The following is a 25,919-nucleotide window of genomic DNA, read 5'->3' as shown; positions in this document are numbered from 1 at the left end:
CCCAGCCTCCTTTCACGCACAGACAGGTTCAAAAGGATCAATCTGAGACGGCGTTCTTCACCGGCGTCAGTTTTGGTTGGACGGTCCCTTTCAAGCGCTTTATGGTGTCGGCCAATCGCATGATCTTGTCGACCGATGCATCGCGGAATGAAAGCATAGCATCTTCATGGCCGGCCTGCGCGCACATGGCGATAGTATAGCAGGATGTCCCTCCACGAATAATCTTCAGCGATAGATTGGCTTGATGACAATGGACGCCGATAAATACGCAGCAGTCGATCTTGTTGTGCCAGATCGTCAAATTTGGATGATTCGGGTTGATCTCGATTTCGGGGTTGATCTTTGGATACTTGGGACGGTAGTCCGGCATTGGAATCAACATCGGCTTTTGGTTTGGCTGAACGCATTCCTTCAGCGTGTTAAAAAGATGCCGAATGGCCGTCGCTTTCTTTGCGGCCTTTTCGTTCCATGCCCAAAGCACCAAGGGCCCGGGGAAGATCGTCGGTACTTTTGCCATTAAGAACTGACGCGCTGCTTCTTCATAGGCATTTTCTTCCGAGGTAATCACGCCATTGATATGGGCTTCGCCTGGATTCGGTAATCGAATTCCCATGCTTGCGGCAGCTGGGGGGAGGAAGTGTTCTGGTCCTGGAAGCACACGATAATCACTCATCACAACCTTACACTCCGGGAAAAATTTTGTTGATGAAAGAAACGGTGGCTTTTCACGTACTTAATTCTCTGACACACTCTAAGCTGTTTCCTCACGTGTGTTCAAGACCACAGAAGACCCACCTCTAGGAGCTTTCGTGCCACTGTTTGGCGGAGGCTTTAGGTCCTTTGTCCTCATCCTTTGTGCCGATGGAAATTGATCAAACATCGACGCCCATCGACGCCAAGGCCCGAGCCATTGTAGCTGTCCATCTTTCGGATTGTCAAACTTAGCGGACGGGGTCATGACATGTCAGACGACAGAAGTCGATCGGCATGATGCACCCGGAATTCAGCCGAAATCAACCGGCGAGCGTGGGGAGAAATGTTGCTACGGAAGCTGTTCACAGGCAGGCGTTGCTCCGAGCATGCACGCGCGTTCGAGGTCATCTTTTGCAGAACGCCCTTGCAGTTCTTGCTGGAAAAGCGAGGCTCTCGCGAGCAATGCCTGCCTATCAGTGGGATCGGCTCGTAGGATCACACGAAGATCATCGATTGCTTGGGTCGGCTGGCTCAACTTCTTGTAGATGTCGCTCCTGAGCAAATAGGCCTCTTTTTGATATGGAATCCAACTGTCAGGAGTGTTAGGGGACAAGCACTTTTGTAAGACGGTAAGAGCGGATGACCACTGCTTCATGGACACCAATTTGCGAGCCTCGGTGGTACACAGATTGATGAGGCGATAACGTGCTAAATCAAAAAAAGGATCCAATTCGAGTACTTGTTCGAATGCGTGAGCTGCCTCGACAGGTCGATGCAGCCACGTGTTGACGTCTCCTTGACCGAGGAGGGCCCAGGTATTCTTTGGATCGATTAGAATGGCTCGATCGAAATCCATTCGAGCATTGTCGATATATTTGGAATATTCACTCGGTCTGGACTTGTTCGAGTAAGCAGCGGATGCGAGCCGCAAATAAGTTTGTCCACGCACGATCAGAGGTTCCACGGACTGGGGGTCCAAAGCAGCTGCCTGTGAGAGCAAATCGAGTTTTTGGGGAAGGTGTTGAGAGAGAATCGCTTTCTCGACCAATATCCGAGCCTGTTCGCGATCTTTTGTATGACTCAGCGGCTCAATGGTGAGTGTTTGCACGCCGGTAGGAGTAGCTCGTAGCTTACGGAGCTGGGTCTTGAGTTCTGCATTCTCGCTCTGAAGCCGACGAAAATGTTCCGCAAATCGCTTCTCGGATTGCCATCGTCGAACTGCGGCTTGAAGATTGTCGAGGTCGACGGCTGCACGGATACGGATATAGAAACTTAGTCGGTCATTGTCGAAGGAACACCGTGATTCCAGGATTTCGGTTTTTGTGATCGCGGCAGCAATCGTCCGGATCTCCGATGAACTGGACTGGAAGCTCTTGCCGGAAGAGGCCTTTTCTATGTCTTGAAATGTGGACTCGATATACAGTCCGGCCTCTTCAATCGCTCTGCGCTGAGCCAGCCGAAGGACTCGTTCCTCAGCTATTGTGAGGGTGTCGCTATCTCCCATCACATAACGTCCCTCAGTCACTACCGTGGTTTCCGAAGCCCATGCAGGCTGATACATGATAAATGAGGCGACGACGAAAACAATCTGTAGTACACGCCGAAAATTCATAGGAGAACTATACCGCTCGGTTTAGCATGGGACAATGCTGCGAAAGAGGAGGCCAAATCTGGAGAATGAGTGAACGGACCTTATGAGGGCGATTTGGGGAAAACCTGAAGAAACGGGTGAATTTCAACTCGTTCAAAGACACCATAAACCGTATAGGGGTCATGGTTGATGAAGTTTTCAGCCTCCTCTCGCGTCTCAAACTCTAGCACCAGAAGGCTTCCGGCTTTATCCGTAAGAGGGCCTGCGAGGACGACTCGCCCTTGCCTATCCAGCGGTTCGAGGTTCGCTAAGTGGGCGGTCCGATGGATTTTCCGTCTGGCTTCCCCCTCTGGGCTGTCGTACCCGATAATGACGAACTTCATGCCGTAACCTGCTGTGCCGCCCAGGGGGCTGCTTTCTGAACCCTCTTGAGGAATACTTAGGCGGGATCTTCTTCGATAGGACAACGATCGTTGTATCCGGATGTGACTTCGTGCCACCAGCGGATTTCTTTCTCGCCAAGTTTCCAGCACAAGTAGACGACTCGACCATCACGGATATGCGGGAAGTCGCATAGCCCAAGATCGATGTCCTTTACAACAACTCCCAACTCATGGATGGCATGGAGGTTGGCGCTGATGCCCTGGAGGCATTTCACGTAGGAAACGCCAGCCGGTGTCCCACCTCCGAAACATGCATTGGCCGATGCTTTGCTCACCTCCTCGCGGGTTCGGATAAGGACGGTTTTACCTTCTCGGACGGTTGACAGATGCGACTGGAGCTGAGGGATGAGCTGATTAGCTTCGAGGAGGGAAAACACGCGGCCCGGGCTGGTTTCGTTTTCGTCACGTGCCATGTCGTACTCGCCGTATATAGTTGATACTGTGTAACACACTTTAAATTCAGGGAACAACCCGTGAATCAGGATAAATTATTCCTCATGAGCAGACAGAACTAAATTCTAGATGCTAGTTGACAACAGAACCCTGCGTGAGTATTATCACTCCAGCATTCAGGCGATTGATTCTCTCCAGCGAAGAATTTCAACTCCGGAACCTGTCTCGAATCAAGTCTAGCAGCATGCGAGCCAAGTGATCAGAAGGCCGACCAAAGATCTCGCGTGGGCAGTGAACATCGGGGGATAAAAGACAACGCTATTTCCCTACACAAAATCAGACAAAGAACTTCCACAAGTTATCCCAACCCAACAGACCAAAACCTAAGGCTCGTCGCCAAGATAAAGACACGTTTCGCATGACCAATCAGTTTGAGTGTATTTCGGAGAGTATCAACACCATGGCTCAAGAGGAGTCGTATGTCAGTAGCTAGGGGGGAAGTGATGCATCTTGCAGAATTGAAACAGAAGTCAATCGCGGATCTCAACGATGTAGCCCGTGAGCTGAAGATCGAGGGGGCTGCCAATTTGAGGAAGCAGGAGTTGATCTTTGCGATTCTCCAGGCTCAGACCGAAAAAAACGGCGTGGTTTTTGGAGAGGGAGTTCTGGAAACCCTTCCAGACGGATTCGGCTTCTTGCGGGCGCCAGATTCCAATTACCTGCCGGGTCCCGACGACATTTACATTTCACCCTCGCAGATTCGTCGGTTCAACCTGCGCACGGGTGACATCGTATCGGGGCAGATCCGTCCGCCGAAAGAGAGCGAACGGTATTTTGCTTTGCTCAAGGTTGAAAAGGTCAACTATGAAGACCCCGAGATCGCGCGGGATAAGATCCTGTTTGATAACCTCACCCCGTTATATCCAGAGGAGAGACTCAATCTCGAATTCGACCGAGAGGAGTATTGTACCCGTGTGATGGACTTGACGACTCCGATCGGCAAGGGCCAGCGTGGGTTGATCGTGGCTGCTCCTCGTACCGGCAAGACGATGCTGCTGCAGGCGATCGCCCGAGCGATCATCAAGAATCATACAGAAGTGACTCTTATCGTCCTACTGATCGACGAACGACCGGAAGAGGTGACCGACTGGCAACGTCAGGTCAAGGCGGAAGTCATCAGCTCCACCTTCGATGAGCCGGCTCAGCGGCATGCTCAAGTCGCGGAAATGGTGCTGGAGAAGGCAAAGCGGCTCGTTGAGCACAAGAAGGACGTCGTCGTCCTGCTGGACAGCATCACGCGCCTCGCTCGCGCCTATAACACCATTGCGCCGCCCAGCGGCAAGGTGCTCTCAGGAGGCCTGGATTCCAACGCGCTACAGCGGCCCAAACGCTTCTTTGGAGCCGCTCGCAATATCGAGAACGGCGGAAGCCTCACCATCATGGCAACTGCACTTGTGGATACCGGCAGCCGCATGGACGATGTCATCTTCGAAGAATTCAAAGGAACCGGCAACATGGAGGTGCACTTAGATCGCCGTCTGGCCGACAAGCGCCTCTTCCCGGCGATCGATATCAGTCAGTCCGGGACGAGAAAAGAAGAACTGTTGGTGGACAAGGATCGGCTTAACAAGATGTGGATTCTGCGCAAGGTGCTCAGCCCCTTGGGGACCATGGAAGCAATGGAATTCCTTATGGACAAGATCGGTGGTACCAAGAACAATCAGGAGTTCCTGCAATCGATGAATCGATAATGGGCTGCTTGTTTCTTATGCTCCCTTCAGATAAAGTGCTCCCCTTTGGGAATGGGCCAGAGGCGGTTGTAATTCTTCAGTAAGGAGTTCCACGTCATGCAGAAGGGCATTCATCCACTCTATCGTGAGGCGACCGTTCACTGCGCCTGCGGGAATTCGTTCAAGACACGTTCGACCATCGGTGACATCAGCATCGATATCTGTTCCAATTGCCACCCGTTCTTCACCGGCACCCAAAAGATTGTGGACACTGAAGGACGTGTTGAGCGGTTCAAAAAGAAGTACGCGAAGAAAGGTAAGTAGCTCATCACCTGGGTAAAAAAGAGACCCTGCTTCGAGTCTGAAGCAGGGTCTCTTTTTTTGTTGCAGTGGTGTCGCTGTGAAGGTCTAGGTACGAAACGATGGAAACAGCGTTACTCAAGAAATGGGGGAGCCTCGCATCACGGTTTCAGGAGTTGACCGATCAACTCATGGATCCGTCCGTTGCGACCCAACCGAGCTTGTTGCACAAACTGAGTAAGGAACGCACCGATCTCGAACCAGCAGCCAGGCTCTTTGGAGCCTACCATGAATACGCGAAGCAGCTGGAAGATGCGATGGGGATTCTTGCCGACCCGTCGGCCGGCGGTGAGTTGCACAAGCTGGCGGCGGAGGAAAAGGTTGAGCTGGAGCGACAGAGGGCGGAACTTGAGGAACAAGTCAGGGAATTCTTGATTCCAAGAGACCCACGGGACCAAAAGAGTCTGGTGCTGGAAATTCGAGCTGGGACCGGTGGGGACGAGGCGGGCTTATTTGCCGGAGAGCTATTTCGCTTGTATGTCAAGTACGCAGAAAAGAAAGGGTTTAAGGTCGATACGGTCGAAGCGTCTGAAACAGGCATTGGAGGCTATAAGAACGTTGTTGCATTAATCGAAGGCAAGGGAGCCTACAGCCATTTTAAGTATGAAGCTGGCGTTCACCGGGTGCAGCGGGTCCCGGTTACCGAAGCGAGTGGTCGCATTCACACGTCGACCGTGACGGTGGCGGTCATGCCGGAAGTTGACGAAGTGGATGTGCAGATTGATCCGAAGGATTTGCGGATCGATACATTTTGCTCATCCGGGGCCGGTGGACAGAGTGTGAACACCACCTATTCGGCCGTTCGCATTACGCATCTGCCAACCGGTGTGGTCGTGACCTGCCAAGATGAGCGGTCGCAGTTGAAAAATCGCACCAAAGCCATGCGCACTTTGCGCGCCCGGATTGTCGAAGCCGAACGGGAAAGGCAAGAAGCGGAGATCGCTCAGAACAGAAAGTCTCAGGTGGGGACCGGAGAACGAAGCGAGAAAATTCGAACCTACAATTTTCCGCAGAATCGCGTCACGGATCACCGAGTCGGCGTGACGCTTCACAAGCTGGAATTGGTGATGGAAGGTGATCTCGACGAGATCATTCAAGCGCTCAAGGCCCAACAGCAGCAGGCCGAAACCGCCAAAGTGTAACGATGCCCGCCCCCATTACTGCAGATCCGAAGACGATTGGCCTGTTGATCACGTGGGCCCAACGCGCTTTGGATACATCGGGATCCACAAATGCGTCTCAAGAAGCGCTCTGGTTGTTGGCCTACGCTTTGGGAAAGACACATCACGAGTTGGTAAGTCGCAGAGACCAAGCGGTGTCGGGCGATGACCTGGCTCGTGCCGAATCAGTAGTATCGAGGCGAATGGCGCGCGAACCGCTCCAGTATATCTTGGGAACACAGGAATTCTGCGGCCTCGACTTTCATGTGAATTCGGCGGTGCTGATTCCTCGGCCTGAGACCGAACTCCTTGTCCAAGCGGTTGTCAGAGAGGGAGGGTTGGCGGAAGGTGCCGTGCTGGTCGATGTGGGAACAGGTTCCGGGTGTGTGGCTGTGACCTTGGCGACCATCCTGAGCGGCATGCGGATTTTTGCTCTGGACTGCTCCGGAGACGCGTTGACTGTTGCAAGGGGCAATGCGGAGAGACACGGAGTCAGCGACAGCATTACTTGGAAGGAAGGGGATTTCTTATCTGCCTTGCGCGAATGTAATTTGGTAGGTGCGGTGGATGCGATCGTATCCAACCCTCCGTACATCGCTGAAGCAGTCTGGGCCGATTTGCAGCCCGAGGTTCGGGATTTTGAGCCACGGCTGGCATTGGTGGCTGGGCAGAGGGGAACGGAGTTCCATGAACGATTGCTCGACGATGCACGACTATTCCTCGTGCCCGGTGGATTGCTCGTCATGGAACTTGGTCAAGGCCAAGCTCCACTTGTGCGACAGGCTGCGGAACGAGCAGGGGGCTACGCAGGGCTTCAGACGGTCAAAGACGAAGCCGGCATCGAACGGGTGATGATCGCGCGGCGGGCAGGTTAGGACCACGGTATGGATGAAATTCTCATCAACGGCGGCAATAGGTTAGCCGGGGAAGTTCGCATTAGTGGTGCAAAAAACTCCGCGCTTCCGATCTTGGCTTCGACCATTCTGGGAGGCGGGGAATGTGTCATCACGAATGTTCCGAGGGTCGTGGATGTCCTGACGATGGGAAAGCTTCTGGGGATTCTCGGGGTAAAAGTGTTGCACGAGGGTAACCGAGCCGTAATTCAAACCGATGTGATTGCATCAACGGAAGCTCCATACGATCTGGTCAAGACCATGCGAGCGTCGGTTCTGGTGCTGGGGCCGCTGGTTGCGCGCTGGGGTGAGGCCAAGGTGTCTCTTCCTGGAGGCTGTGCAATCGGTTCCAGACCGGTGAATCTTCATTTGGCGGGATTGGAAAAACTAGGGGCTAACATTTCCATTGAACATGGCTATATCACGGCCAAGGCGAAACGATTGAGGGGTGCGCGCATTTACTGTGATACACCGACGGTGACCGGTACTGAAAACCTCATGATGGCGGCGTCACTTGCTGAAGGGGTCACCATGCTGGAAAATGCGGCCAAGGAGCCGGAGATCGTGGACCTGGCCGACTTTCTCGTCAAGCGTGGTGCGCGAATTTATGGTGCAGGAACCGACGTGATCACGATAGAGGGAGTGCGCGAACTGCATGGTGGAGACCACGAAGTGATCCCAGATCGTATTGAGGCGGGTACGTATCTGGCTGCAGGGGCCATGACTCATGGGGATGTGACCACAACACACTGTCGTCCGACTCACCTCGAAACAGTCCTGATGAAACTGCGTGAGGCTGGGGCCCATGTACAGGAAGGAAAAGACTCGGTTTGTCTGACTATGCCGGATAAACTAAGAGGGACTGACCTGAGGACCTTGCCTTTTCCAGGGTTTCCCACCGATATGCAGGCGCAGATGGTTGCATTGATGAGCCTAGCCGAAGGTACGAGTGTTATCACCGAGACTGTGTTCGAGAGCCGGTTTATGCATGTGGAAGAATTGCGACGCATGGGCGCGGATATTCGCGTGGAAGGCAATCGATTGATGGTGACTGGAGGTAAGAAGCTTACCGGAGCTCCTGTCATGGCATCCGACCTCCGTGCGAGTGCCAGTCTAATTGTCGCAGGTTTGGCTGCAGAGGGAGTCACTCAGGTCCAACGGGTCTATCATCTTGATCGGGGATATGAGCAAATTGAAGAGAAATTAGGGGCCTTAGGAGCCGACATACGACGCCGACAGACCACGATGAAGGTTCACTAGGGGCCTCCCATGCTGACGATCGCGTTGTCAAAAGGAAAACTCATAGAGTCCGCCCTGGATCTCTTCGGACGAGCCGGCTACAAGATTGTCGGATTGTCGGGGGACAGTCGACGACTGATATTTGTTAGTCCCGAGAATGACATGACCTTCCTCATCGTTCGCCCCAGCGATGTGCCGACCTATGTGGAGTATGGCGGAGCGGATGCCGGAATCGTCGGGAAAGACGTCTTAATGGAGCAAGAAAGTGACGTATATGAACCATTGGATTTGGGTTTCGGAGCGTGTAGAATCTCGGTCGCCGCGCTCCGGGGAGGGGGGGCGAATGATCGCCTGACGTCCAAGGTTCGCATTGCAACCAAATATCCGAGGATCACCGGGCGTTATTTCAATACGCGCGGGATTCCGGTCGAGATCGTCAAGTTGTACGGCTCTATTGAGTTGGCTCCGGTAGTAGGATTAGCGGATCGGATCGTGGATTTGGTCGAAACCGGCGGCACCCTCAAAGCGCATGATCTTGTCGAACTCGAAGTGATTGCCCAATCGACGGCTCGTTTCATCGTCAACCGGGCGAGCCTTCGACTCAAACAGGAACCGCTGATGGAGTTGATTCGTAAGCTCAGGGCGGCGGTACGGAATCAGCGTGCTCTGTCCGGCAATGGTCGCCCGTCGGCTGTCGGTATGCGTAAGAAAAAGATGGTTCGCCCATGAAGATTGTCACACAGGCAGATCGCAGCTTTCTTCCATCCTTGAAAAAAGCTGCGCTTCGAGGGCGGGCGACCGGCGCAGCCGTTGAAAAACCCGTACGCACCATCCTGCAAGCCGTGGAGCGAGGCGGCGACAAATCCGTCCTCCGCTACACTGCGCAATTCGATAAGGTGGTACTGAAGACCGATGCGTTACGTGTCACTTCGGAGGAGATCAAGAACGCCTACTTCCATATCAGGAAAGACGAGGGCGATGCGCTGCGACTGGCAGCGCAGCGGGTGACGTCGTTTCACGAGCGACAGCAGACGAAAACTTGGATGTATCAGGACGGGGATGCCACGCTGGGGCAGGTTGTCGCACCAGTCGACGCCGTTGGGGTGTATGTGCCTGGAGGGAAAGCCGTTTATCCGTCGTCTGTACTGATGTGCGCCATTCCTGCGAAAGTGGCAGGAGTCCCGCGCATTGTGATGGTGACACCGCCTCAGAGGGACGGGATTAATCCCTATTTGTTGGTCGCCGCCGATATTGCCGGGGTCACAGAGATTTATCGCGTTGGCGGCGTTCAGGCGGTAGCGGCGCTGGCCTATGGGACGAAAACCATCGGCCGGGTCGACAAGATCGTCGGCCCCGGAAATATTTACGTGGCCACCGCGAAACGATTGCTTTACGGAACAGTTGGAATCGACATGGTCGCCGGCCCCAGTGAGTTGCTGGTGGTAGCGGATGACGAGGCAAAACCGGCGCATGTGGCTGCAGATTTGCTGTGTGAAGCGGAGCATGACGAGGATGCGCAGGTGTTTCTTGTCACGACATCGGAGCGATTGGCCAAAGATGTGTCTAAATCGATCGAGGATCAACTCAGAGGGCTCCAGCGAAAAAAGATCGCGTCAAAGTCAATTGCGCGTCATTCGGTGGCGTTCATCGTGTCCACTATGGACGAGGCCATCGCGGTCGCCAACGAGATTGCAGCCGAGCATCTGACCCTCTCTGTGGATAATCCGTTCGACTATTTGGAGAAGATCCGTCATGCAGGAGCGTTGTTCTTGGGGCGCTATACGCCACCGTCGGTCGCCGATTATGTCGCGGGTCCGAATCATGTCTTGCCGACAGGAGGCACTGCGCGGTTCTTTTCCCCGCTTTCGGTCAATGACTATGTGAAGGTCAGCAACATCGTGCACTACACAAAACACGAATTGGCCAAGATCAAGGATCCGTTGGTTCGACTGGCGCAGATTGAAGGGTTTGATGCGCATGTCAAATCGGCGCAGAGCAGGTTTTCATGAAGAAGAACGGGTCTGCTCCACGACAGGCGAATGTCCCACGAACCACCAAAGAAACCGACATCCGTGTCGAGTGGACCTTGGACGGGAGCGGGCAGGGAAAGATCGACACCGGCATCCGCTTTTTCGACCATATGCTGGAGCTCCTGGCCAAACATGGGTTTTTTGATCTGACCGTCCAGGCGAAGGGCGACCTCGACATCGACGAACATCACACGGTGGAGGATGTTGGGATCGTGATGGGGAAGGCGCTGCACCAGGCATTGGGAGAAAAAGCCGGTATCAAGCGGTTTGGGTTTGCCTCGGCACCGCTCGATGAAACATTAGCCCAGGTCACCATCGATCTCAGCGGCCGTCCATTCCTCGTCTACAACGTGACATTGCCGGATCGGAAGATCAAAGCGTTTGATCTCGGCCTGTTCGAAGATTTCTTTCAAGCCTTTGTGACCCACGGAGGCCTGAACCTGCATGTGAACCTACTCTATGGCCGGAACCCCCACCACATCATGGAAGCCATCTTCAAAGCGCTGGCCAAAGCGCTCGATCAAGCGACGATGCTGGAAGAGCGCTTGGCCGGGAAGGTGCTCTCGACGAAGGGGATGCTGTAACGTAGAAGCACGGCCCAATGTGGTTTGTCTGAAGGGGCAGGTTTCTAAAAAGAAGCCTGCCCCTTGTGTTTGTATGGGCAAGGTATATCTTGCGAATGAACGATCCGGTGGTAGCCCATCCTTCCTATGGACAAGAAACGTCATCATTATGTTCCTAAGGCCTAGCTGAGGTCGTTCTGCGATGACTCCGGGAGAGTGCTGGTTTGTCGCAAGGACGATCCATCCAAAGCTATTCCACTGTCACCGGACAATACCGCCTTTCACAAGTATTACTATTCTCAACCGACGCCAGAAGGCGGGAAAGATCATAATGCCTTCGAGGATTTCTTCTCTAAGGTGGAAGAGAAATGGCCAAGGATTGTTGATCGACTTCATCGTCGAGAGAATGTCAATGATTCTCTTGAGACCATTTTCGAATTCATGGCGCTACAGCGGGCAAGGGTTCCTGCGAGCCGCGATGTAACGGAGAAGATACATGCAGAAGACGTAATGACTGTGGCTCGGCGGTTGGATGCGGAAGGAAAACTATCACCCGAGCCTGACGGTATAAAGGACATCCTTGACCATGTGGAAGTAGCAATCAATCCGCATCAATCGCTTCACGGGATGGTTACCGTTATGCAAGCCACGGGGCAAGTATTCGATCAGATTGGGTTTTATACGATACATAATAAGACTAGCGTTTCATTCTTGACCAGTGATAATCCAGGAATATGGTTCGACCCTTCCGTTCAGGATACTGATTTGCGGCCATATGTTCTTCGCCCTGATGGTCCGGTTGTCTTTATCTTTCCAATTAGTCCGGTCATCATTATTTATGGACATTCGTCGTGGAGGGACCGGTTTGCGTCGGAAGGCTTAGGAACAGTAGATTTGTCGAACACTGGTTTAGTTGAAATGATTAATCGGCAAATCTGTCGTTTTGGGTATCGGGCTATATTTGCCCAAAAGGCAGGACAGGAACGACTTATAGAGGAACACGCATCGGTATCCCCTACCATACGTTTTGACAGAATCGGCATGGGGAAAGACGAGATGGTTTTGTTTGAAATGGTGTTCGGCAAGCGGGAACGAAAACCAAAGTGGGTTGAAAAATCGGACAACTAAGGATTAGTTCCGTGAGCAGGTGAAATTGTTTCCGAGTTGGCAATGAGTCGAGTTAGGCTTCCGACCGGAGTAGTTGTTTGCCGAACGTTAACACGTCATCGAGTTTGGTAGTAATGATGGATTTGACGATATCGAGGTTCAACTTGTCGTACTCGTGAATCGCAACATTACGGAATCCCACCATGCGTTTCATTGCCGTGGCTAATGGTTCATCAAGTAGGGCGTGAGTCTGCAAGAGGTCGAACGCATCTCGGCTGTCCTGCGGGATGCCCAACTTGCGCTTCCTTACGACATGCATGGCGAGGTCGATCGAAACTTCACAGGCTCGTTGGAGATTGAGCAGGATAGAATCTTGCGTTGTAAGGTCTTCATAAAGGTTGGACTCTGTGCCGCCGTAGACCGCGCGGATTCTCTCGACGCAGCGTTCCAGACTGGCGACCTTATTGATGACCACGTCATCCGGCATACACAGATCCCCGCGTCCTGACATCGTTGAGAATTCCTCGCCGCTCTTCGTTCAGCCGGGCATAGGCCGAATAGACCAGATCTTCGAACTCTCCTTGTAACTGATCGCTCACCTTGTAAAGGCACACTCCGGTCGAGATGACCTGCATGCGCATCACGGTTGAGGCGCTGCGAAGATCCACGAGGTCCACATCCCGGTGCAGCTGCGTGGCCAGCTCCTGAGCGAGTTCAAATCGCCGTAGGGCAGGAATGGGATCACGCGCGAGCACCGCGAGATCCACGTCGCTCTCCGGACGTGCCCTTCCCTTCGCTTGCGAACCGAACCGATACAGAGCAATGAAGTTGGGGATCGCTTGTTGAGCGAACTCAATTAACGCTTTGTCATTCATGTCAGACGCCATCTTTCAGCCGGTTCAGGCTACTGGTTCGATTTCGTCCTGTCAATCAAACGCACACGGAAGGATGGCCAATGTTCGGTCGAATCCAGCGATGTAGATTGCCAGTGGCAGGAAGCTTCACGTTTGCGGTATTGTTACAACCTCTTAGGTGGCGAGCATGATTGCTATTATTGACTACGGGATGGGAAACCTCCGTAGTGTCTCCAAGGCCTTTGAGGCCGTGGGACACCAGGCGATGGTCACGCGCGATGCAGCGACCATTCAAAATGCCAGTCATGTGGTTCTGCCGGGCGTTGGAGCATTCGGTGATTGCATGGCGAATCTGCAGCAGTACGGATTGATCGAGTCCATTAAGGACGCGATTCAGTCGGGAAAACCGTTCTTGGGGATTTGCCTGGGCTTTCAACTGCTGTTTACGGAAAGTGAAGAGTTCGGCAAGCATGAAGGGCTCGATATCTTTCCCGGGAAAGTTTGCGCTTTCCCAAAGGATCAGTCGTTGAAGGTTCCGCACATGGGATGGAACCAGGTCCAAATCCAACGGCCTTGCCCGCTGTTCGAGGGCATCGCCGATGGAGCCCATTGGTATTTCGTTCATTCTTTTTTCGTGGATCCAGGTGACAAGCAGGTGACGGCCACGACGACGACGTATGGCATTCCCTTCACGTCGAGCATCTGGAAAGACAATGTGGTGGCGTGCCAGTTTCATCCGGAAAAAAGCCAGAGCTCAGGTTTGCGATTGATGAAGAATTTCGGTAACCGGAAATGATCAGGACATCGAAACTCTATTATTACAGACGTGTTCCTTTACTCACTTCGATCATCGCGCTTATTGTTTTGCAGGGGTGCAGCGGCCCCAAGGTGTCGACGAAGACGTCGGCCCAGCTCGATCGGTATACGATTGCTTCGCTCGTGGTGCTTCCTTTTACCGCAATTGAGTCGCCACAGCTCATTGAGTCGGCCGATCCATACATGGGAGTACCGGAAGGGGCCAAGAGGTCGGATATCTCGCCGACGGGCATCGCTCCTCCCAGGGGACGATTGGCGCAAACCACCTCCTCCATTTCCCCTCACGTCCCGGAGCGGATCACCGAATTGGTTTGGAATCGCCTGCGCAACAAACAGGGCATCAGGGTCATCGCTCCTCGTGAAGCGATGAAAACCGCCGAAGCCTCGTCAGGCGAAAGTGAAACGATGACGGAGGAAACGGCTGCGTCGCGCACGGCGAAAAGGCTGGCCGTCGATGCTGCGCTGATCGGCAAGGTGCTGGTGTATCAAGAACGAGTCGGAGGTCCTCTCGGCGCGAGTCCGCCCGCCGCGGTTGGATTTGAAGTGAAAGTCATCTCTGCCGATGGGTCTGTCCTCTGGGAAGGTGGTTATTATGAACGGCAGAGACCGATGAATGAAGATTTCATTGACGCCGTACATCGACACGGACGCTATGTCACGGCCGATGAGCTGGCTCAATTTGGCGCCGAAAAACTCGTCAAAGCGATGCCGTTTGGGACGAGCCGATAAGTCGACAGGCCACGGGAACTGCAGAGACCATGATCATCATTCCGGCAATCGATCTGAAAGATGGGCGCTGCGTTCGGTTGCGCCAAGGCGATATGGCGGCAGAGACAGTCTATTCTGATGACGTTGCCGAGGTTGCCCGCAAGTGGCAACAGAATGGAGCCAGTCTGATCCATGTGGTCGATCTGAACGGAGCGGTTGACGGCGAACCCAAAAATTTACGGCAGATCCAGTCCATCATAAAATCGGTCACTGCGTCCGTTCAGGTCGGTGGCGGCATCAGGACCATTGAGACGGTTCGGCAGTATCTGCATGCCGGTGTCTCACGCGTGGTGCTCGGCACTGCCGCATTCACTAATCGGACGCTCCTCGATCAGGCTTGCCGGGAATTTCCGCAGCGGATCGTACTCGGCCTCGATGCGCGCGACGGACGAGTTGCGGTCAAGGGTTGGACCGCGGTGTCGGATATCAAAGCGGTAGATCTGTTGAAAGAACTATCGGGCTGTCCGATTGCTGCCGTCATCTATACGGATATCGCACGTGATGGAATGCTGAACGGCCCAAACCTTTCCGCACTGAAAGAAATCGCTGAATTCTCCTCGTTTCCGGTGATTGCATCGGGAGGGATCACGTCTCTGGAGGATTTGCGAGCTGTGCGCTCAATCGGTCCCAAGATCGAAGGAGCAATTGTTGGCAAAGCGCTCTACGATGGCAAGCTTGATCTGGGGGCCACGGTCGCGTCCCTTGGTAAGGAGTAAGGAAGGGAGGTGAAGGTGTGGGGGTGCTCTCAGGAGTGAAATCGTTTCACCTCTCACGTTTCACGTCTCACGCGTCGCCATGCTGACCAAGCGCATCATTCCCTGTCTGGACGTCAAAGAGGGGCGCGTAGTCAAGGGTGTCAGTTTTGTGAATCTTCGCGATGCCGGCGATCCGGTCGAAGCGGCCGTGGGGTATGATCACGAAGGAGCGGACGAACTCTGTTTTCTCGATATTACCGCCTCGCATGAAAATCGGAAGACGATCATCGACGTCGTCGAACGCACGGCTACGCGGGTCTTTATGCCGGTGACGGTCGGTGGGGGCGTGGGAACGCTCGACGATATTCGGGCCTTGTTGAATGCCGGAGCAGATAAGGTCAGCATCAATACCGCGGCGGTTCGACGGCCTGAGTTTGTCAGAGAAGCCGCTCAACGTTTCGGGACGCAATGCATCGTCGTTGCCATCGACGCCAAGCGTGCAGCGAGTGATCACTGGGAGGTCTTCACACACGGCGGTCGCCATGCGACGGGACTTGAGGCTGTCGAGTGGGCAAAGCGGATGGAGCAATACGGTGCTGGAGAAATCTTATTGACCAGCATGGATCAGGATGGCCGGCAAACCGGGTACGATTTGGATCTGACGGCTGCCGTGTCCGGTGCTCTGTCCATTCCTGTCATTGCATCGGGCGGAGTCGGGACGCTCGACCACCTCTACGATGGTTTTGTGAAGGGGAAAGCGGACGCAGTCTTGGCCGCTTCGATTTTTCATTTTCGGACCTATACGATCTCCCAGGCGAAAGCGTATCTACGGGAACGTGGTGTCCCAGTCCGATCGGATAATCTTCATCGAGTGGCGTGACACAATGGGGCAGGGAATGGCAGATCAGTTCAAGTTCGACCGCGAGGGTCTTCTCCCGGCCGTCATTCAGGATTGGCTCGACGGGACGGTGCTGATGCTCGGGTACATGAACCAAGAGGCTCTCGCGAAGACGGTTGCGACCGGGAGGGTGCACTTTTGGAGTCGGTCTCGAAATAAGCTCTGGGAAAAGGGCGAAACATCCGGTCATACGCTACACGTGAAGGAACTCTTTATTGACTGCGATGGCGATACTGTTTTGGTGAAGGCGCAACCAGCTGGGCCGACTTGTCATACAGGCGAGCGGGCCTGCTTCTTTTCCGGAATGGATGAACAAGGCCACGTCGTTCATCGAAATGCGCAAGATGCGCAGGGTGGAATCCTTGAAAGTGTCCTGCGGACGATTCGGGAGCGCCGCTCCAGCCCCCAGACCGGTTCCTATACCTCAAAGCTATTCGAGGGAGGGCATGACAAGATTCTGAAAAAGGTGGCGGAGGAGGCGGGCGAGGTGCTGCTGGCCTCGAAAGGCGGCAAGAAAGAAGAGGTTATCTATGAGGTGGCGGATCTGTTTTTCCATATCCTGATGGTACTGGGGTATCATGATCTGGCGCTATCCGATATCTATCAAGAGTTAGGCAAGCGATTCGGCAAGTCCGGGTTGAGGGCGGATAAGTGAGGAACCGGCTATGAGCGACTGTTTGTTCTGCAGGGTTGTGACGAAGACCATCCCGGCCAAGGTTGTTCACGAAGACGACCAGACCCTGGCCTTTGACGACATCCATCCCCAGGCACCGGTGCATACCCTGGTGATTCCCAAACGACATGTGGCTTCTATTCAAGACCTGGGTGAGTCAGATCAGGCGCTGCTGGCACAGTTGCTGCTGACCTGTAGGAAAGTCGCGAATGACAAAGGGCTAGCCGACTCAGGATTCCGTCTCGTGGCGAACACCGGACGAAACGGAGGTCAAACCGTCTTCCATCTGCATTTCCACGTCATGGGCGGCCGTCATATGGCCTGGCCTCCAGGGTGACGGAATTCTCTGAATTGACAGGTTTTCAGCCCGTCTGTTAATTTGAACGGTCAATTATTCCTATTACTTATCAACCGACTCGTCCGGTCGTGCGCGACGGGAACGTAGGAGCTGCGACTCTGGGGGGCCGAGGCTTGATTCCCGACGATATCAAGAATCGAATAAGAGATCGGATAGATATCGCGGATGTCGTCGGGCGCCATGTCTCGCTGAGGAGGGCAGGTCAGAACCTTGTGGGGTTGTGCCCGTTTCATCAGGAAAAGAGCCCCTCTTTCTCCGTCAGTCCATCCAAACAAATGTTTTACTGTTTCGGCTGTAAGGCTGGGGGAGATGTCTTCGCCTTTCTGGCCAAAATTACCGGAGCAACCTTTCCGGAGGTGCTGCGGGAGCTCGGAGACAAGGTGGGCATTGTGGTGGAAGAGTCGCCTGCGGAACGAATGCAACGCGGGCAGACCCATCGCATTGAAGAAATGAACCGCGCCTCCATGACGTGGTTTCAAGCCAATCTGCGCGATCCACAAATCGGTGCCATGGCTCGTGAATATCTGAACAGACGCGGCATCCTACAATCGACGGTTGAGTCGTTCCAACTTGGAGTGTCGTCCCTAGAGTGGGATGGGTTGTTGAGGTCTCTTTCTCGTAAAGGATTCTCCCACAGCGAGATCATGACGGCTGGGCTCGGAAGTTCGAGACCAAACGGTAATGGCTGCTACGACAAGTTTCATGGACGGCTCATGTTCACGATCACCGATCTGCGCAAGCGCGTGGTGGGATTCGGCGGACGTGTGTTGGACGACCGCACGCCCAAGTACCTCAATTCTCCGGATACGCCGTTGTTTAAGAAGGGCCAGACCCTCTTCGCCTTCGATCAGGCGCGCGAGGCGATCGTGCGGACCAGGACAGTGATCGTCGTCGAAGGCTATTTCGACGCGATCGCGCTCCACCAGGCGGGGCTCAGCCATACCGTCGCTACACTGGGGACGGCCTTGACGGCTGAACATGTTCAGGCCCTGCGGCGGTTTGCCGACAAGGTCGTGTTGCTCTTTGACCCTGATGCAGCCGGTGTGCGAGCCGCCTTGAGAGGATTGGATCTGTTCGTCAACAGCGGATTGGGCGTCAAAGTCGTCACCCTTCCGGTTGGTGAGGACCCTGATACGTTCGTGCATAAGGAAGGTGCCGGGGCGTTTGCCCAGCTGGAAGCGGTAGCTCCGAGTCTCTTGGACTATGCGCTGAATCACAGGGTCAAGGAGGCCGACGACGGCTCGCTGGAAAGCCGTATCCGAAGCGTTGATGAGGTGCTGCGAATTCTGCAGAAGAGCGAGCATCCGATCGAGCGGCAGGAGCGCATCAAAATCGTGTCGGAACGGCTGAGGATCAGCGAGGCCCGTCTGATCGAACGCTATCCGGCGCTGCTGGCTCAACCGAAACGGGGCGCGGAAGCGCCGCGCGCGCAGCCCGCGCAGGGAACTCCGCTCAATGCCCTGTTCAAAGGGCTCCCAGAAGAGCGGGATTTACTCTTACTGCTGCTGCACGGAAAATTGGCGCCTGCCGATGTCCGCCGCCTGCGGCCGGAGTCCTTTACCGTCGCGCCCTGCCGCAAGCTCGTCGAGATCGCCCTCGCCCATGTGGATCGCGAGGGGCGCATTCAGGTCCAGCCGGTATTGGATGAGTCGGGGGCCGATCTCGACTGTGGTGCTCTGGCGACGGAATTGTCGATGCGCGAAGATCATTTCGACGATGTGCCGGCGCACATTGCGGCCTGTTTTGACTGTCTGGACCGAAAGCGATCGGAGCAGGCCATGGGTGAGCTCATTGCCAGACTGAAAACGGCTGAACGCGAAGGCCGGGTTGACGATGCGCGCCTACTGAATATCCAGATCAATGAGGTACGGATGCGGAAAGCCGGCACGCCGACCGCCGGTGTGGTTTCATTGGTGAAGGAGTAGTCATGCCGAAACAAGAGTTGCTCGGTGAGGTGAAGAAGCTGATCACGATCGGGAAGGAAAAGGGGTTTCTGACGTATGACGAGCTCAACAGCACCTTGCCCGCTGAAGTCGTATCTTCCGATCAGTTCGGCAGCATTATGGCGATGTTCGGTGAGATGGATATCGAAATCATCGAGGCGAGCGATGGGGATCGGCCTCAGAAACGATCTGATGGCGAAGTCGGCGAAGATGTGGAAGATGTCGAATCGGATTCCGAGGAGGAAAACGATAAGGCAATCGATCTGACGCCTGGCGCCCTCAGTCGTACCGACGATCCCGTGCGGCTTTACCTCAAGGAAATGGGGAGTGTGGCGCTTCTCAGTCGCGAAGGCGAGATCGAAATCGCAAAACGGATTGAAGAGGGGAAAAACGATATCGCTTCGGTGATCTATGGCATGCCGATGACCATCGAATTCGTCCTGGCTCTTCGGGATCAGCTCAAGAACGCCAAGATCGACGTGCGCGAGATCGTGCCGGTCCAGGAGACCGAAGAGGATTTTGAGGAAGACCAGCCGCCGGTGGAGCGGGATTACGAGGAATTGCGGGTCAAGACGCTGGAGTCATTGAATGCCGTGCGGAAGGTCTCGCTCGCGCTGAAGGCGATGGCCGAGAAGAGCAAGCCTCTCGGCAATGACCCGGTCAAGCAAAAGAAGTTCAAGAAGCAGTTCGATGCGATCCGCCAGCAAGTGGTGAACAAAATTGAATCGGTCAACCTCCATGGTGTGCTGAAAGACCGAATGGTCCAGCGTGTCCGCGATCTGGCGGTACAGATCCGTGTCGCCGAACGGGAAGCGATCAGCTGCCAACGGCGGATCGGCGTGGGGGGCGAGGCAGGTGCTGAACTGCTGAGGAAGATGTGCCGGAGCCGTCAGGACTTCATGGCGGTCAAGCGGAAGACCGGAGTGTCGGAAGAAGCTCTGGTGGAGATTCGGAAGGTCTATCAAACCGCCAAGGCGAAGATTCGTCAGTTGGAAACGGAAGAGGCGCTTGTTCCGGCTGAAGAAATCAAGGATGCGGTCAAGCATCTCGATTTGGCCGAAGAGCGGGTGAAGCGTGGGAAGGCGGAGTTGGTCGAGGCGAATTTGCGGCTCGTGGTCAGCATCGCAAAGAAATACACGAACCGAGGTCTCCAGTTCCTCGATTTGATTCAGGAAGGCAATATCGGGTTGATGAAGGCTGTGGACAAGTTCGAGTATAAGCGCGGGTATAAGTTCAGCACCTACGCCACCTGGTGGATTCGTCAGGCGATCACCCGAGCCATTGCAGATCAAGCACGCACGATCCGGATTCCGGTTCACATGATCGAAACAATCAATAAGCTCATTCGAACCTCCCGGCACCTCGTGCAGAAGCTGGGTCGTGAGCCTCTTCCCGAAGAGATCGCCGAACGCATGGATCTGCCGTTGGACAAAGTCCGGAAGATCCTCAAGATCGCCCGCGAGCCCATCTCGCTCGAAACGCCGATCGGTGAAGAGGAAGACAGCCATCTGGGCGATTTCATCGAAGACAAGAAGGCCGTGTCTCCGCTGGAAGCGGCTATTCGCTACGACTTACAACGACAGATCAACAGCGCCTTGGAAACCTTGACGCCTCGTGAGGAGAAGGTGCTGCGCAAGCGGTTCGGTATCGGCGAAGCGACCGATCATACCTTGGAAGAAGTCGGGCAGGATTTTGAAGTCACCCGTGAACGCATCAGGCAAATCGAAGCCAAGGCCTTGAGGAAATTACGGCATCCGAGCCGTAGTAAAAAGCTGAGGAGTTTTGTCGAGAGCTTATAGATTTCAGAGTTCAAGACGGCGCGATTTGACTCTGCTCGGAGCAGCAGCCTAGAATCCGTCTCAAGTCGAGGTTGAGGTAAGGACGAAGCTTAAAGAGAGCCGGGGATCCGGTTCCTTAATGGTCGACCTTAGCCTGAGAGTTGACCTTTCTGAAGGGGGCCCATAGCTCAGGTGGTTAGAGCGGCTGACTCATAATCAGCTGGTCCTAGGTTCAAGTCCTAGTGGGCCCACCAGTCTGGACGGGTGCCTGACCCCTTCAGTGCCCCGGCATCGATGGAAAGGATACGTTGAACCAAAAACTTTCCCCGCTCATTGAACTGCAAAAGCTCGATCTCCGAATCATGGAGATCGGTGAAATCCGCCGAAAAATCCCCGAACGTCTCCATGCTGCCGAGGCTCCTCTTCGAGAGGCAAGTCGGATCCTAAACGACACAAAGGTCGCCGTCGAGACTGCCGTTAAAGAACGTCGCTCGCATGAAAAGGACCTGGAGGCGCATGAGGCGCACACAGACAAGATGAAATCGCACGCGGCAAGCCTGAAGACCAACAAGGAGTATCAGGCGCACTTGTTCGAGCTGGACTTGGCGAGTAAGAAACGAGGAGATTTTGAAGAAAAGATTCTGTTGACGATGGAGAAGATCGACGAATTGCAGAAGACCCTCAAGGAGCTTCAGGAGAAAAGTACCGCACATGAGAAGGTGTTTACACAGGAGAAACAGAGACTGGACGCACAGGACAAGGAGCTTGCGACGGAACTGGCTCAACTCCAACTTCGCCATCGAGAGGCTTCAGTGAAGGTTGAGAAAGCCCTGCTCGATCGGTACAACCAGGTCAAGGCCTCGCGGAAAGACCACCCTCTTGCGGCCGTGCGTGACGGCATCTGTCTCGGCTGCCGTCTACAGATCCCGCCGCAGCTTATCGCGCAAGTCAAACGGTCGGAAGACCTGCATCTCTGCCCCTATTGCCGCCGGATCTTGTATTGGGAAGGGGAACCGATCACGGAAGGCGCTTCCGCACTAGAAAGCAAGCCCTCGGACCTCGAAGTGGGAGAATCGGCTTAGGCCAGTCGTTCCTGGCCCATTTAGTATCTCACTCTGCAACCGCAATCAGGGTAGAACCCAGAGATCTACGCTGGTTCCGATGTGATACACGAGTATCTCGTCCGATACCGATAATCGTCGGCTCCTCGCCACAGCCCGCATCATCCTGAAACAGCCACATCGAATACCTTCTCAGTCAAGCAAAGCGGTTGCTGTCAGATCTCCCTAGGATAGGGAAGTTTGTAGCGCTTTCTGTTTGCTGGTCACCCACAGCGCCGGCATTCGCAAGGTAAGCGAGTGGCCGACGTTGCCTCACACCATTGCCGGACTACTAGGTTCAAAAGTACCCCCCCCTCCTTCCTTTGTACTATTGAAGCGTGTCGGAATGTACGGTTCTATTCTCATCTGATATCAACACGTTAGACATTGCATCTGAATGGACGACAGCGTATTGCGACCGATCGAACGGGAATTCTTCTGCCCCCTTCTCGCACAAGGGATCGAGGAGTGATGAGTTCTCGACTTAGGTGGGTAAAAATAGGAGTCTCCATCGTGGCGTGGAGCGGGGTCCTGCTCGCGGCTACCCATCGTTCGCATCCTCCAGTGGTATTGGGCCGGTATAGCTGGAATTATGCCTATCTGCTTGGTCTGCTGGTTGGTATCGCCGTGATACTCTCACTGATCAAGTCGTCTTGGTACTTGAAGCTTTGCCAGGCGAAAACAGGGCTCCTCGTAAGCGGTGTGTCATTGCTCGTATCGATCGGTGTGGTCGAACTGGCGCTTCGTCTGGTTGATCCGCTCGGGATCTCCTACTACGAGCTGGCAGGGAATTACGTGCGCGACAAGCTGGCCGATGACCAGCTCATCTTCCGCCACAAACCGTCCTGGGAGGCCCGCTACGGCGACGTGCGCGTGACCTATAACGAACGAGGATTACGCGATCGACCGATTTTGCCGAAAGCCGCCGGGGAATATCGGATTCTTGCGCTTGGAGACTCGGTGACCTTTGGATGGGGGGTGGACCAGGACAAGACGTTCACTGCCCGGCTCGAATCATTACTGCAAGGTCGTCTCCACCGGCCGGTGAGGGTGATCAACAGTGGGGTGGGGGGGTACAACACGGTGCAAGAGGTGACCTATTTCAAGCAGGAAGGGATCAATCTGCAGCCGGATTTGGTGATGTTGACCTATGTGCAGAATGACATCGAAGTGAACAAAGGGCCTTTCGATCCATGGACTCAAAGTTCTCTGTGGGGAAAGCCTTTTCCCGACATGTTAGAAACTATGGTGAGGAAGCTGTGGCTCTTTCGATTAGCTCATCATACCTATCGCTATGCCATACCTAAACAGGTAAAAGAGGAGCCTTCTGCTCCCTCGCAAAATGGGATGGGATGGCGTGCGTCCATGTCGGCGTTAGGCGAACTAATTGAGATGTGTGAAGAACGGAGGATCCCACTCATCCTATTCTTCGAACGGTTGGATCCACGCGACAATAACTTATTGCTGGAAGATGTGGTTCGGCATGCCAAAGGAGTTCCGGTCAAGGACATGGCACCATGGTTTGCGGGGCTGCGCATAGCTTCACATGTGAATTCGAAGGTCGATGGCCACCCTAATGGGGAAGGCCATCGTGTGATGGCGGAACAGATGGCCAACGATATTGTGAGTGACCTCGCGAAGACCTCTCCCACGACGATACTGGTAAGTCACAAGTAGAGGACAACAGAATATGGATGCTCCTTCGCAAAAAGAGCGGACTCGTAAGGTGATCGACATACAGGAAGTGCTGATGTCTGACTTTCTCGCTGTTGTGCGAGTTTCAAGCATCGAGCGAGGTAGCTTCTATATTGCGATGGTGCTCATTAGCCTTTCGGTGGTCGAGGCCGACTTTCGGACTGTGCTCGCCTTTCGGGTTGGGCCCAGCGTGCTCTATTATGGCACGCGCTTCCAACGGCAGAACGTTCCTGCCGCGACTGATCATCACACGGTCATGCAGCACGAAAGTATTCAACAGGGGTACACAAAATTCTTCCCCCATGAATTGAAGATCGACCATGATCCGGCGACGAAGGAAACTTTCAGGGCATCCATCAATTCGCGGGGGTTCCGCGGTAGAGAGATCGACGAAACCAAGAAACCAGGAGTCACGCGCATTGTCACGCTCGGGTCCTTTTCCACGTTCGGCTACTATGACCGCGATAACGAAACCTACCCCTACTATCTCGAACAAGCACTCAACAAAGACTCAGAGGTAACCGGAAGGTTGAAGTGATTAATCTCGGTATTCCTCACCTCCGTTCGGAGGAAATACTCGCCCTCTTCTATGCGGAGGCGATACCGTTGCACCCGGACGTGGTCACTTTTTACGAAGGGGTCAACGATGCGGCCAGAGGAAACCCAAGCGTGAGTGAGGGCGACAGGAAGAATTCTACCCAGAGACGAGAACAGTCGGCGAGCACACCATTAAAGGCTGGTTATGGGATGGTGCGTGATCACCTCGTCACGGTCGCGTTTATCGACAGCATTCGGCAGAACATGACCGCCGAGCCGACGTTCAACCGCGGACAGGTTCAACGGCACATGACGGGTACGAGCGAACATTTCATTGCGAGTATCGACAAACTGTATCGGGAGTGTCAGCAGCGTGGAATCATATTTGTGGCTCTCAAGCAGCAGGCGAAGTCCCATATCGTCAAGGAAGCTGATATGAAGGGGGTCACATATGCGCCAGAAGTTAAAATAATAAAGGACAAGTTGGAAAAAGAAGGTGCAATTAAGATCAGGGAGCTCCCCCTTCTTACACACAGCGCGCTCACCACCGATCTCGAGCATTGGGCGGATTCCAGCGGTGTGCCGTTTGTGGACATTCAGAAGGTACTCGATCAGGACAGAGATGTCTTGATGAACGGGGTACACTTGAGCCCTCGAGGCAATCGCATGATTGCAGAGACCCTGGCCGAGAAGATCCGGCAATTAGTCGGCCACCGCACTGCACTGAGTCCTGCCGTACCGATGCATTCTTTAGAATGGCGTTCATCAGGAGGTGTTTTGCGATCGGCCGCGCGCGGGCCCATCAGGCCAGACCTTGTTGACTGACAGCCAGCTGGAGAATCAGATCAGCCTGGCCAAGATGGCCTGCGTGGTCTTGAAGTGCAGCTTGGCGACCGAGTCCAGTCGATCCCGTCCGTGTTTCTTGATGATCATCTTAGCGGCGAGTTCGACGGCTGGAGAGGCGCCTTTGGGGAGGGTGGTGCCGACTTCGGCGGAGAGGCGTTTGAGGCGAAGGAGAAACTCAGCCCGTGCTAAGATTGATGCCGCGGCGACTGCTAAGTCCGATTCGGCTTTGGTCCGTTGTTCCAGCACGATCGTCCGTCCCTTTTCTTGTAAGGCATTGAGAATCAGCCGTTCGTCTCCGAACTGATCAGAGATGGCCCGATCACAGGTCACTCGTTCGAGCAAGGTTTCAAGCGCCTTGGCATGGCCCCAGGCGAGCAAGCGATTAAGATTTTTGATCTTGGTGTAGAGTTCGTTATACTTCTTCGGCCCGATAGCGATGACGCTGTGCGGGCAAATGGCCTTAATGTCGGGAGCCATTTCCAAGATTCGGCCGTCGGAAATTTTCTTGCTGTCGCGGACCTCCATCAGATTCAATTCGCCTTGGGTGGTCCCATCAACGAATACGGCTGCGATGACGAGGGGTCCAAAGTAATCGCCCTTCCCGGATTCGTCGATGCCGATGCGTTCAATCGTGTTGCGGGGATGTGACGCTGTTGTCATGGGGCTCGCGGTTCCTCTAGAAGTCCCTCCTAGGGCGCGGTAATCTACCAATCGAATTCATGGTGGTCAATCGCGCGGGGATCTGTCGGATCGGAT

General features: G+C 54.4%; 28 protein-coding genes and 1 tRNA gene. 22 read left to right on the top strand and 7 right to left on the bottom strand.

Translation table 11 applies throughout. From position 1 onward, the window contains the following. Positions 1-37: 37 nt before the first annotated feature. The 4 genes from P0120_21300 to P0120_21285 form a co-directional block, all read right to left on the bottom strand. The gene (locus P0120_21300) at positions 38-673 is read right to left on the bottom strand and encodes a carbon monoxide dehydrogenase beta subunit family protein (GenBank protein MDF0676847.1); all 636 of its coding nucleotides are present in this window, start codon (positions 671-673) and stop codon (positions 38-40) included. A 369-nt stretch (positions 674-1,042) separates the two neighbouring features. Further along, the gene (locus P0120_21295; protein MDF0676846.1) at positions 1,043-2,197 is read right to left on the bottom strand and encodes a hypothetical protein; all 1,155 of its coding nucleotides are present in this window, start codon (positions 2,195-2,197) and stop codon (positions 1,043-1,045) included. 188 nt (positions 2,198-2,385) lie between these two features. Continuing rightward, positions 2,386-2,667: a YciI family protein gene (locus P0120_21290; GenBank protein ID MDF0676845.1), complete on the bottom strand. Its 282-nt coding sequence runs from the start codon at positions 2,665-2,667 to the stop codon at positions 2,386-2,388. A gap of 56 nt (positions 2,668-2,723) precedes the next feature. Continuing rightward, the gene (locus tag P0120_21285; protein ID MDF0676844.1) at positions 2,724-3,140 is read right to left on the bottom strand and encodes a DUF2203 domain-containing protein; all 417 of its coding nucleotides are present in this window, start codon (positions 3,138-3,140) and stop codon (positions 2,724-2,726) included. A gap of 483 nt (positions 3,141-3,623) precedes the next feature. Between P0120_21285 and rho the strand changes: the two genes are divergently transcribed. The 9 genes from rho to P0120_21240 all read left to right on the top strand — a co-directional run bounded on the left by rho (position 3,624) and on the right by P0120_21240 (position 12,223). Next, entirely contained in the window at positions 3,624-4,871 is a 1,248-nt protein-coding gene (gene rho, locus P0120_21280; protein MDF0676843.1) for a transcription termination factor Rho, read from the top strand. A 96-nt stretch (positions 4,872-4,967) separates the two neighbouring features. Beyond that, positions 4,968-5,174, top strand: a complete 207-nt coding sequence (gene rpmE, locus P0120_21275; GenBank protein MDF0676842.1) for a 50S ribosomal protein L31 — start codon at positions 4,968-4,970, stop codon at positions 5,172-5,174. A gap of 98 nt (positions 5,175-5,272) precedes the next feature. Then, the gene (gene prfA / locus P0120_21270; protein ID MDF0676841.1) at positions 5,273-6,352 is read left to right on the top strand and encodes a peptide chain release factor 1; all 1,080 of its coding nucleotides are present in this window, start codon (positions 5,273-5,275) and stop codon (positions 6,350-6,352) included. Between the two features lie 2 nt (positions 6,353-6,354). Beyond that, entirely contained in the window at positions 6,355-7,245 is an 891-nt protein-coding gene (gene prmC / locus P0120_21265; protein ID MDF0676840.1) for a peptide chain release factor N(5)-glutamine methyltransferase, read from the top strand. A gap of 9 nt (positions 7,246-7,254) precedes the next feature. After that, complete coding sequence (gene murA / locus P0120_21260) at positions 7,255-8,523, top strand: UDP-N-acetylglucosamine 1-carboxyvinyltransferase (protein ID MDF0676839.1); 1,269 nt, start codon at positions 7,255-7,257, stop codon at positions 8,521-8,523. Between the two features lie 9 nt (positions 8,524-8,532). Then, positions 8,533-9,231: an ATP phosphoribosyltransferase gene (gene hisG / locus P0120_21255; GenBank protein MDF0676838.1), complete on the top strand. Its 699-nt coding sequence runs from the start codon at positions 8,533-8,535 to the stop codon at positions 9,229-9,231. Further along, positions 9,228-10,511 (top strand): histidinol dehydrogenase, encoded by a 1,284-nt coding sequence (gene hisD / locus P0120_21250; protein ID MDF0676837.1) that lies wholly within the window; start codon positions 9,228-9,230, stop codon positions 10,509-10,511. Before hisG ends, hisD begins: the two co-directional genes overlap by 4 nt. Further along, positions 10,508-11,116 (top strand): imidazoleglycerol-phosphate dehydratase HisB, encoded by a 609-nt coding sequence (hisB, locus tag P0120_21245; GenBank protein MDF0676836.1) that lies wholly within the window; start codon positions 10,508-10,510, stop codon positions 11,114-11,116. Before hisD ends, hisB begins: the two co-directional genes overlap by 4 nt. 165 nt (positions 11,117-11,281) lie before the next feature. Beyond that, positions 11,282-12,223: a DUF4238 domain-containing protein gene (locus tag P0120_21240; protein ID MDF0676835.1), complete on the top strand. Its 942-nt coding sequence runs from the start codon at positions 11,282-11,284 to the stop codon at positions 12,221-12,223. A 52-nt stretch (positions 12,224-12,275) separates the two neighbouring features. On the opposite strand, the gene P0120_21235 is transcribed toward P0120_21240, so the two are convergent. Together P0120_21235 and P0120_21230 are read right to left on the bottom strand one after the other, a co-directional pair. Then, complete coding sequence (locus P0120_21235) at positions 12,276-12,689, bottom strand: DUF86 domain-containing protein (GenBank protein MDF0676834.1); 414 nt, start codon at positions 12,687-12,689, stop codon at positions 12,276-12,278. Beyond that, a complete protein-coding gene (locus P0120_21230) occupies positions 12,679-13,077 on the bottom strand; it encodes a nucleotidyltransferase domain-containing protein (GenBank protein ID MDF0676833.1) in 399 nt (132 codons plus the stop codon). The genes P0120_21235 and P0120_21230 overlap by 11 nt, the downstream gene beginning before the upstream one ends. 166 nt (positions 13,078-13,243) lie before the next feature. Here P0120_21230 and hisH point away from each other — a divergent pair, with 166 nt between their 5' ends. The 13 genes from hisH to P0120_21165 all read left to right on the top strand — a co-directional run bounded on the left by hisH (position 13,244) and on the right by P0120_21165 (position 25,142). Next, positions 13,244-13,852: an imidazole glycerol phosphate synthase subunit HisH gene (gene hisH, locus P0120_21225; GenBank protein ID MDF0676832.1), complete on the top strand. Its 609-nt coding sequence runs from the start codon at positions 13,244-13,246 to the stop codon at positions 13,850-13,852. Then, on the top strand, positions 13,849-14,601 hold the full coding sequence (locus P0120_21220) for a hypothetical protein (protein MDF0676831.1): 753 nt from the start codon (positions 13,849-13,851) through the stop codon (positions 14,599-14,601). The genes hisH and P0120_21220 overlap by 4 nt, the downstream gene beginning before the upstream one ends. A gap of 29 nt (positions 14,602-14,630) precedes the next feature. Further along, positions 14,631-15,356: a 1-(5-phosphoribosyl)-5-[(5-phosphoribosylamino)methylideneamino]imidazole-4-carboxamide isomerase gene (hisA, locus tag P0120_21215; GenBank protein MDF0676830.1), complete on the top strand. Its 726-nt coding sequence runs from the start codon at positions 14,631-14,633 to the stop codon at positions 15,354-15,356. A 79-nt stretch (positions 15,357-15,435) separates the two neighbouring features. Further along, complete coding sequence (gene hisF, locus P0120_21210) at positions 15,436-16,215, top strand: imidazole glycerol phosphate synthase subunit HisF (protein ID MDF0676829.1); 780 nt, start codon at positions 15,436-15,438, stop codon at positions 16,213-16,215. 16 nt (positions 16,216-16,231) lie between these two features. After that, complete coding sequence (gene hisIE, locus P0120_21205) at positions 16,232-16,888, top strand: bifunctional phosphoribosyl-AMP cyclohydrolase/phosphoribosyl-ATP diphosphatase HisIE (protein MDF0676828.1); 657 nt, start codon at positions 16,232-16,234, stop codon at positions 16,886-16,888. Positions 16,889-16,898: 10 nt separating this feature from the next. Further along, a complete protein-coding gene (locus P0120_21200; GenBank protein ID MDF0676827.1) occupies positions 16,899-17,243 on the top strand; it encodes a histidine triad nucleotide-binding protein in 345 nt (114 codons plus the stop codon). A gap of 134 nt (positions 17,244-17,377) precedes the next feature. Beyond that, the gene (dnaG, locus tag P0120_21195; protein MDF0676826.1) at positions 17,378-19,189 is read left to right on the top strand and encodes a DNA primase; all 1,812 of its coding nucleotides are present in this window, start codon (positions 17,378-17,380) and stop codon (positions 19,187-19,189) included. A 2-nt stretch (positions 19,190-19,191) separates the two neighbouring features. Further along, complete coding sequence (gene rpoD / locus P0120_21190; GenBank protein ID MDF0676825.1) at positions 19,192-21,006, top strand: RNA polymerase sigma factor RpoD; 1,815 nt, start codon at positions 19,192-19,194, stop codon at positions 21,004-21,006. A gap of 156 nt (positions 21,007-21,162) precedes the next feature. Beyond that, positions 21,163-21,239 (top strand) — tRNA-Ile (locus P0120_21185). A gap of 54 nt (positions 21,240-21,293) precedes the next feature. Then, positions 21,294-22,067: a C4-type zinc ribbon domain-containing protein gene (locus tag P0120_21180; protein ID MDF0676824.1), complete on the top strand. Its 774-nt coding sequence runs from the start codon at positions 21,294-21,296 to the stop codon at positions 22,065-22,067. 531 nt (positions 22,068-22,598) lie between these two features. Further along, positions 22,599-23,762, top strand: a complete 1,164-nt coding sequence (locus tag P0120_21175) for an SGNH/GDSL hydrolase family protein (GenBank protein ID MDF0676823.1) — start codon at positions 22,599-22,601, stop codon at positions 23,760-23,762. 13 nt (positions 23,763-23,775) lie between these two features. Next, positions 23,776-24,318, top strand: a complete 543-nt coding sequence (locus P0120_21170; protein ID MDF0676822.1) for a hypothetical protein — start codon at positions 23,776-23,778, stop codon at positions 24,316-24,318. After that, positions 24,315-25,142 carry an SGNH/GDSL hydrolase family protein gene (locus P0120_21165; protein MDF0676821.1) on the top strand — a complete coding sequence of 276 codons (828 nt, stop codon included), beginning with the start codon at positions 24,315-24,317 and terminating at the stop codon, positions 25,140-25,142. The genes P0120_21170 and P0120_21165 overlap by 4 nt, the downstream gene beginning before the upstream one ends. Before the next feature lie 15 nt (positions 25,143-25,157). Here the strand turns inward: P0120_21165 and rnhC are convergent, their stop codons facing one another. After that, complete coding sequence (rnhC, locus tag P0120_21160; protein ID MDF0676820.1) at positions 25,158-25,823, bottom strand: ribonuclease HIII; 666 nt, start codon at positions 25,821-25,823, stop codon at positions 25,158-25,160. Between the last annotated feature and the right edge of the window lie 96 nt (positions 25,824-25,919).

The organism is Nitrospira sp., from assembly GCA_029194675.1.
GTDB lineage: Bacteria > Nitrospirota > Nitrospiria > Nitrospirales > Nitrospiraceae > Nitrospira_D.
This window is presented reverse-complemented; position numbering and strand designations above follow the sequence as displayed.

Excerpts from the sequence above, each read along its gene's own strand:
- P0120_21300 (MDF0676847.1), bottom strand. The coding sequence starts at position 673 with ATGAGTGATTATCGTGTGCTTCCAGGACCAGAACACTTCCTCCCCCCA.
- P0120_21295 (MDF0676846.1), bottom strand. The coding sequence starts at position 2,197 with ATGGGAGATAGCGACACCCTCACAATAGCTGAGGAACGAGTCCTTCGG.
- P0120_21290 (MDF0676845.1), bottom strand. The coding sequence starts at position 2,667 with ATGAAGTTCGTCATTATCGGGTACGACAGCCCAGAGGGGGAAGCCAGA.
- P0120_21285 (MDF0676844.1), bottom strand. The coding sequence starts at position 3,140 with ATGGCACGTGACGAAAACGAAACCAGCCCGGGCCGCGTGTTTTCCCTC.
- rho (MDF0676843.1), top strand. The coding sequence starts at position 3,624 with ATGCATCTTGCAGAATTGAAACAGAAGTCAATCGCGGATCTCAACGAT.
- rpmE (MDF0676842.1), top strand. The coding sequence starts at position 4,968 with ATGCAGAAGGGCATTCATCCACTCTATCGTGAGGCGACCGTTCACTGC.
- prfA (MDF0676841.1), top strand. The coding sequence starts at position 5,273 with ATGGAAACAGCGTTACTCAAGAAATGGGGGAGCCTCGCATCACGGTTT.
- prmC (MDF0676840.1), top strand. The coding sequence starts at position 6,355 with ATGCCCGCCCCCATTACTGCAGATCCGAAGACGATTGGCCTGTTGATC.
- murA (MDF0676839.1), top strand. The coding sequence starts at position 7,255 with ATGGATGAAATTCTCATCAACGGCGGCAATAGGTTAGCCGGGGAAGTT.
- hisG (MDF0676838.1), top strand. The coding sequence starts at position 8,533 with ATGCTGACGATCGCGTTGTCAAAAGGAAAACTCATAGAGTCCGCCCTG.
- hisD (MDF0676837.1), top strand. The coding sequence starts at position 9,228 with ATGAAGATTGTCACACAGGCAGATCGCAGCTTTCTTCCATCCTTGAAA.
- hisB (MDF0676836.1), top strand. The coding sequence starts at position 10,508 with ATGAAGAAGAACGGGTCTGCTCCACGACAGGCGAATGTCCCACGAACC.
- P0120_21235 (MDF0676834.1), bottom strand. The coding sequence starts at position 12,689 with ATGCCGGATGACGTGGTCATCAATAAGGTCGCCAGTCTGGAACGCTGC.
- P0120_21230 (MDF0676833.1), bottom strand. The coding sequence starts at position 13,077 with ATGAATGACAAAGCGTTAATTGAGTTCGCTCAACAAGCGATCCCCAAC.
- hisH (MDF0676832.1), top strand. The coding sequence starts at position 13,244 with ATGATTGCTATTATTGACTACGGGATGGGAAACCTCCGTAGTGTCTCC.
- P0120_21220 (MDF0676831.1), top strand. The coding sequence starts at position 13,849 with ATGATCAGGACATCGAAACTCTATTATTACAGACGTGTTCCTTTACTC.
- hisA (MDF0676830.1), top strand. The coding sequence starts at position 14,631 with ATGATCATCATTCCGGCAATCGATCTGAAAGATGGGCGCTGCGTTCGG.
- hisF (MDF0676829.1), top strand. The coding sequence starts at position 15,436 with ATGCTGACCAAGCGCATCATTCCCTGTCTGGACGTCAAAGAGGGGCGC.
- hisIE (MDF0676828.1), top strand. The coding sequence starts at position 16,232 with ATGGCAGATCAGTTCAAGTTCGACCGCGAGGGTCTTCTCCCGGCCGTC.
- P0120_21200 (MDF0676827.1), top strand. The coding sequence starts at position 16,899 with ATGAGCGACTGTTTGTTCTGCAGGGTTGTGACGAAGACCATCCCGGCC.
- rpoD (MDF0676825.1), top strand. The coding sequence starts at position 19,192 with ATGCCGAAACAAGAGTTGCTCGGTGAGGTGAAGAAGCTGATCACGATC.
- P0120_21170 (MDF0676822.1), top strand. The coding sequence starts at position 23,776 with ATGGATGCTCCTTCGCAAAAAGAGCGGACTCGTAAGGTGATCGACATA.
- rnhC (MDF0676820.1), bottom strand. The coding sequence starts at position 25,823 with ATGACAACAGCGTCACATCCCCGCAACACGATTGAACGCATCGGCATC.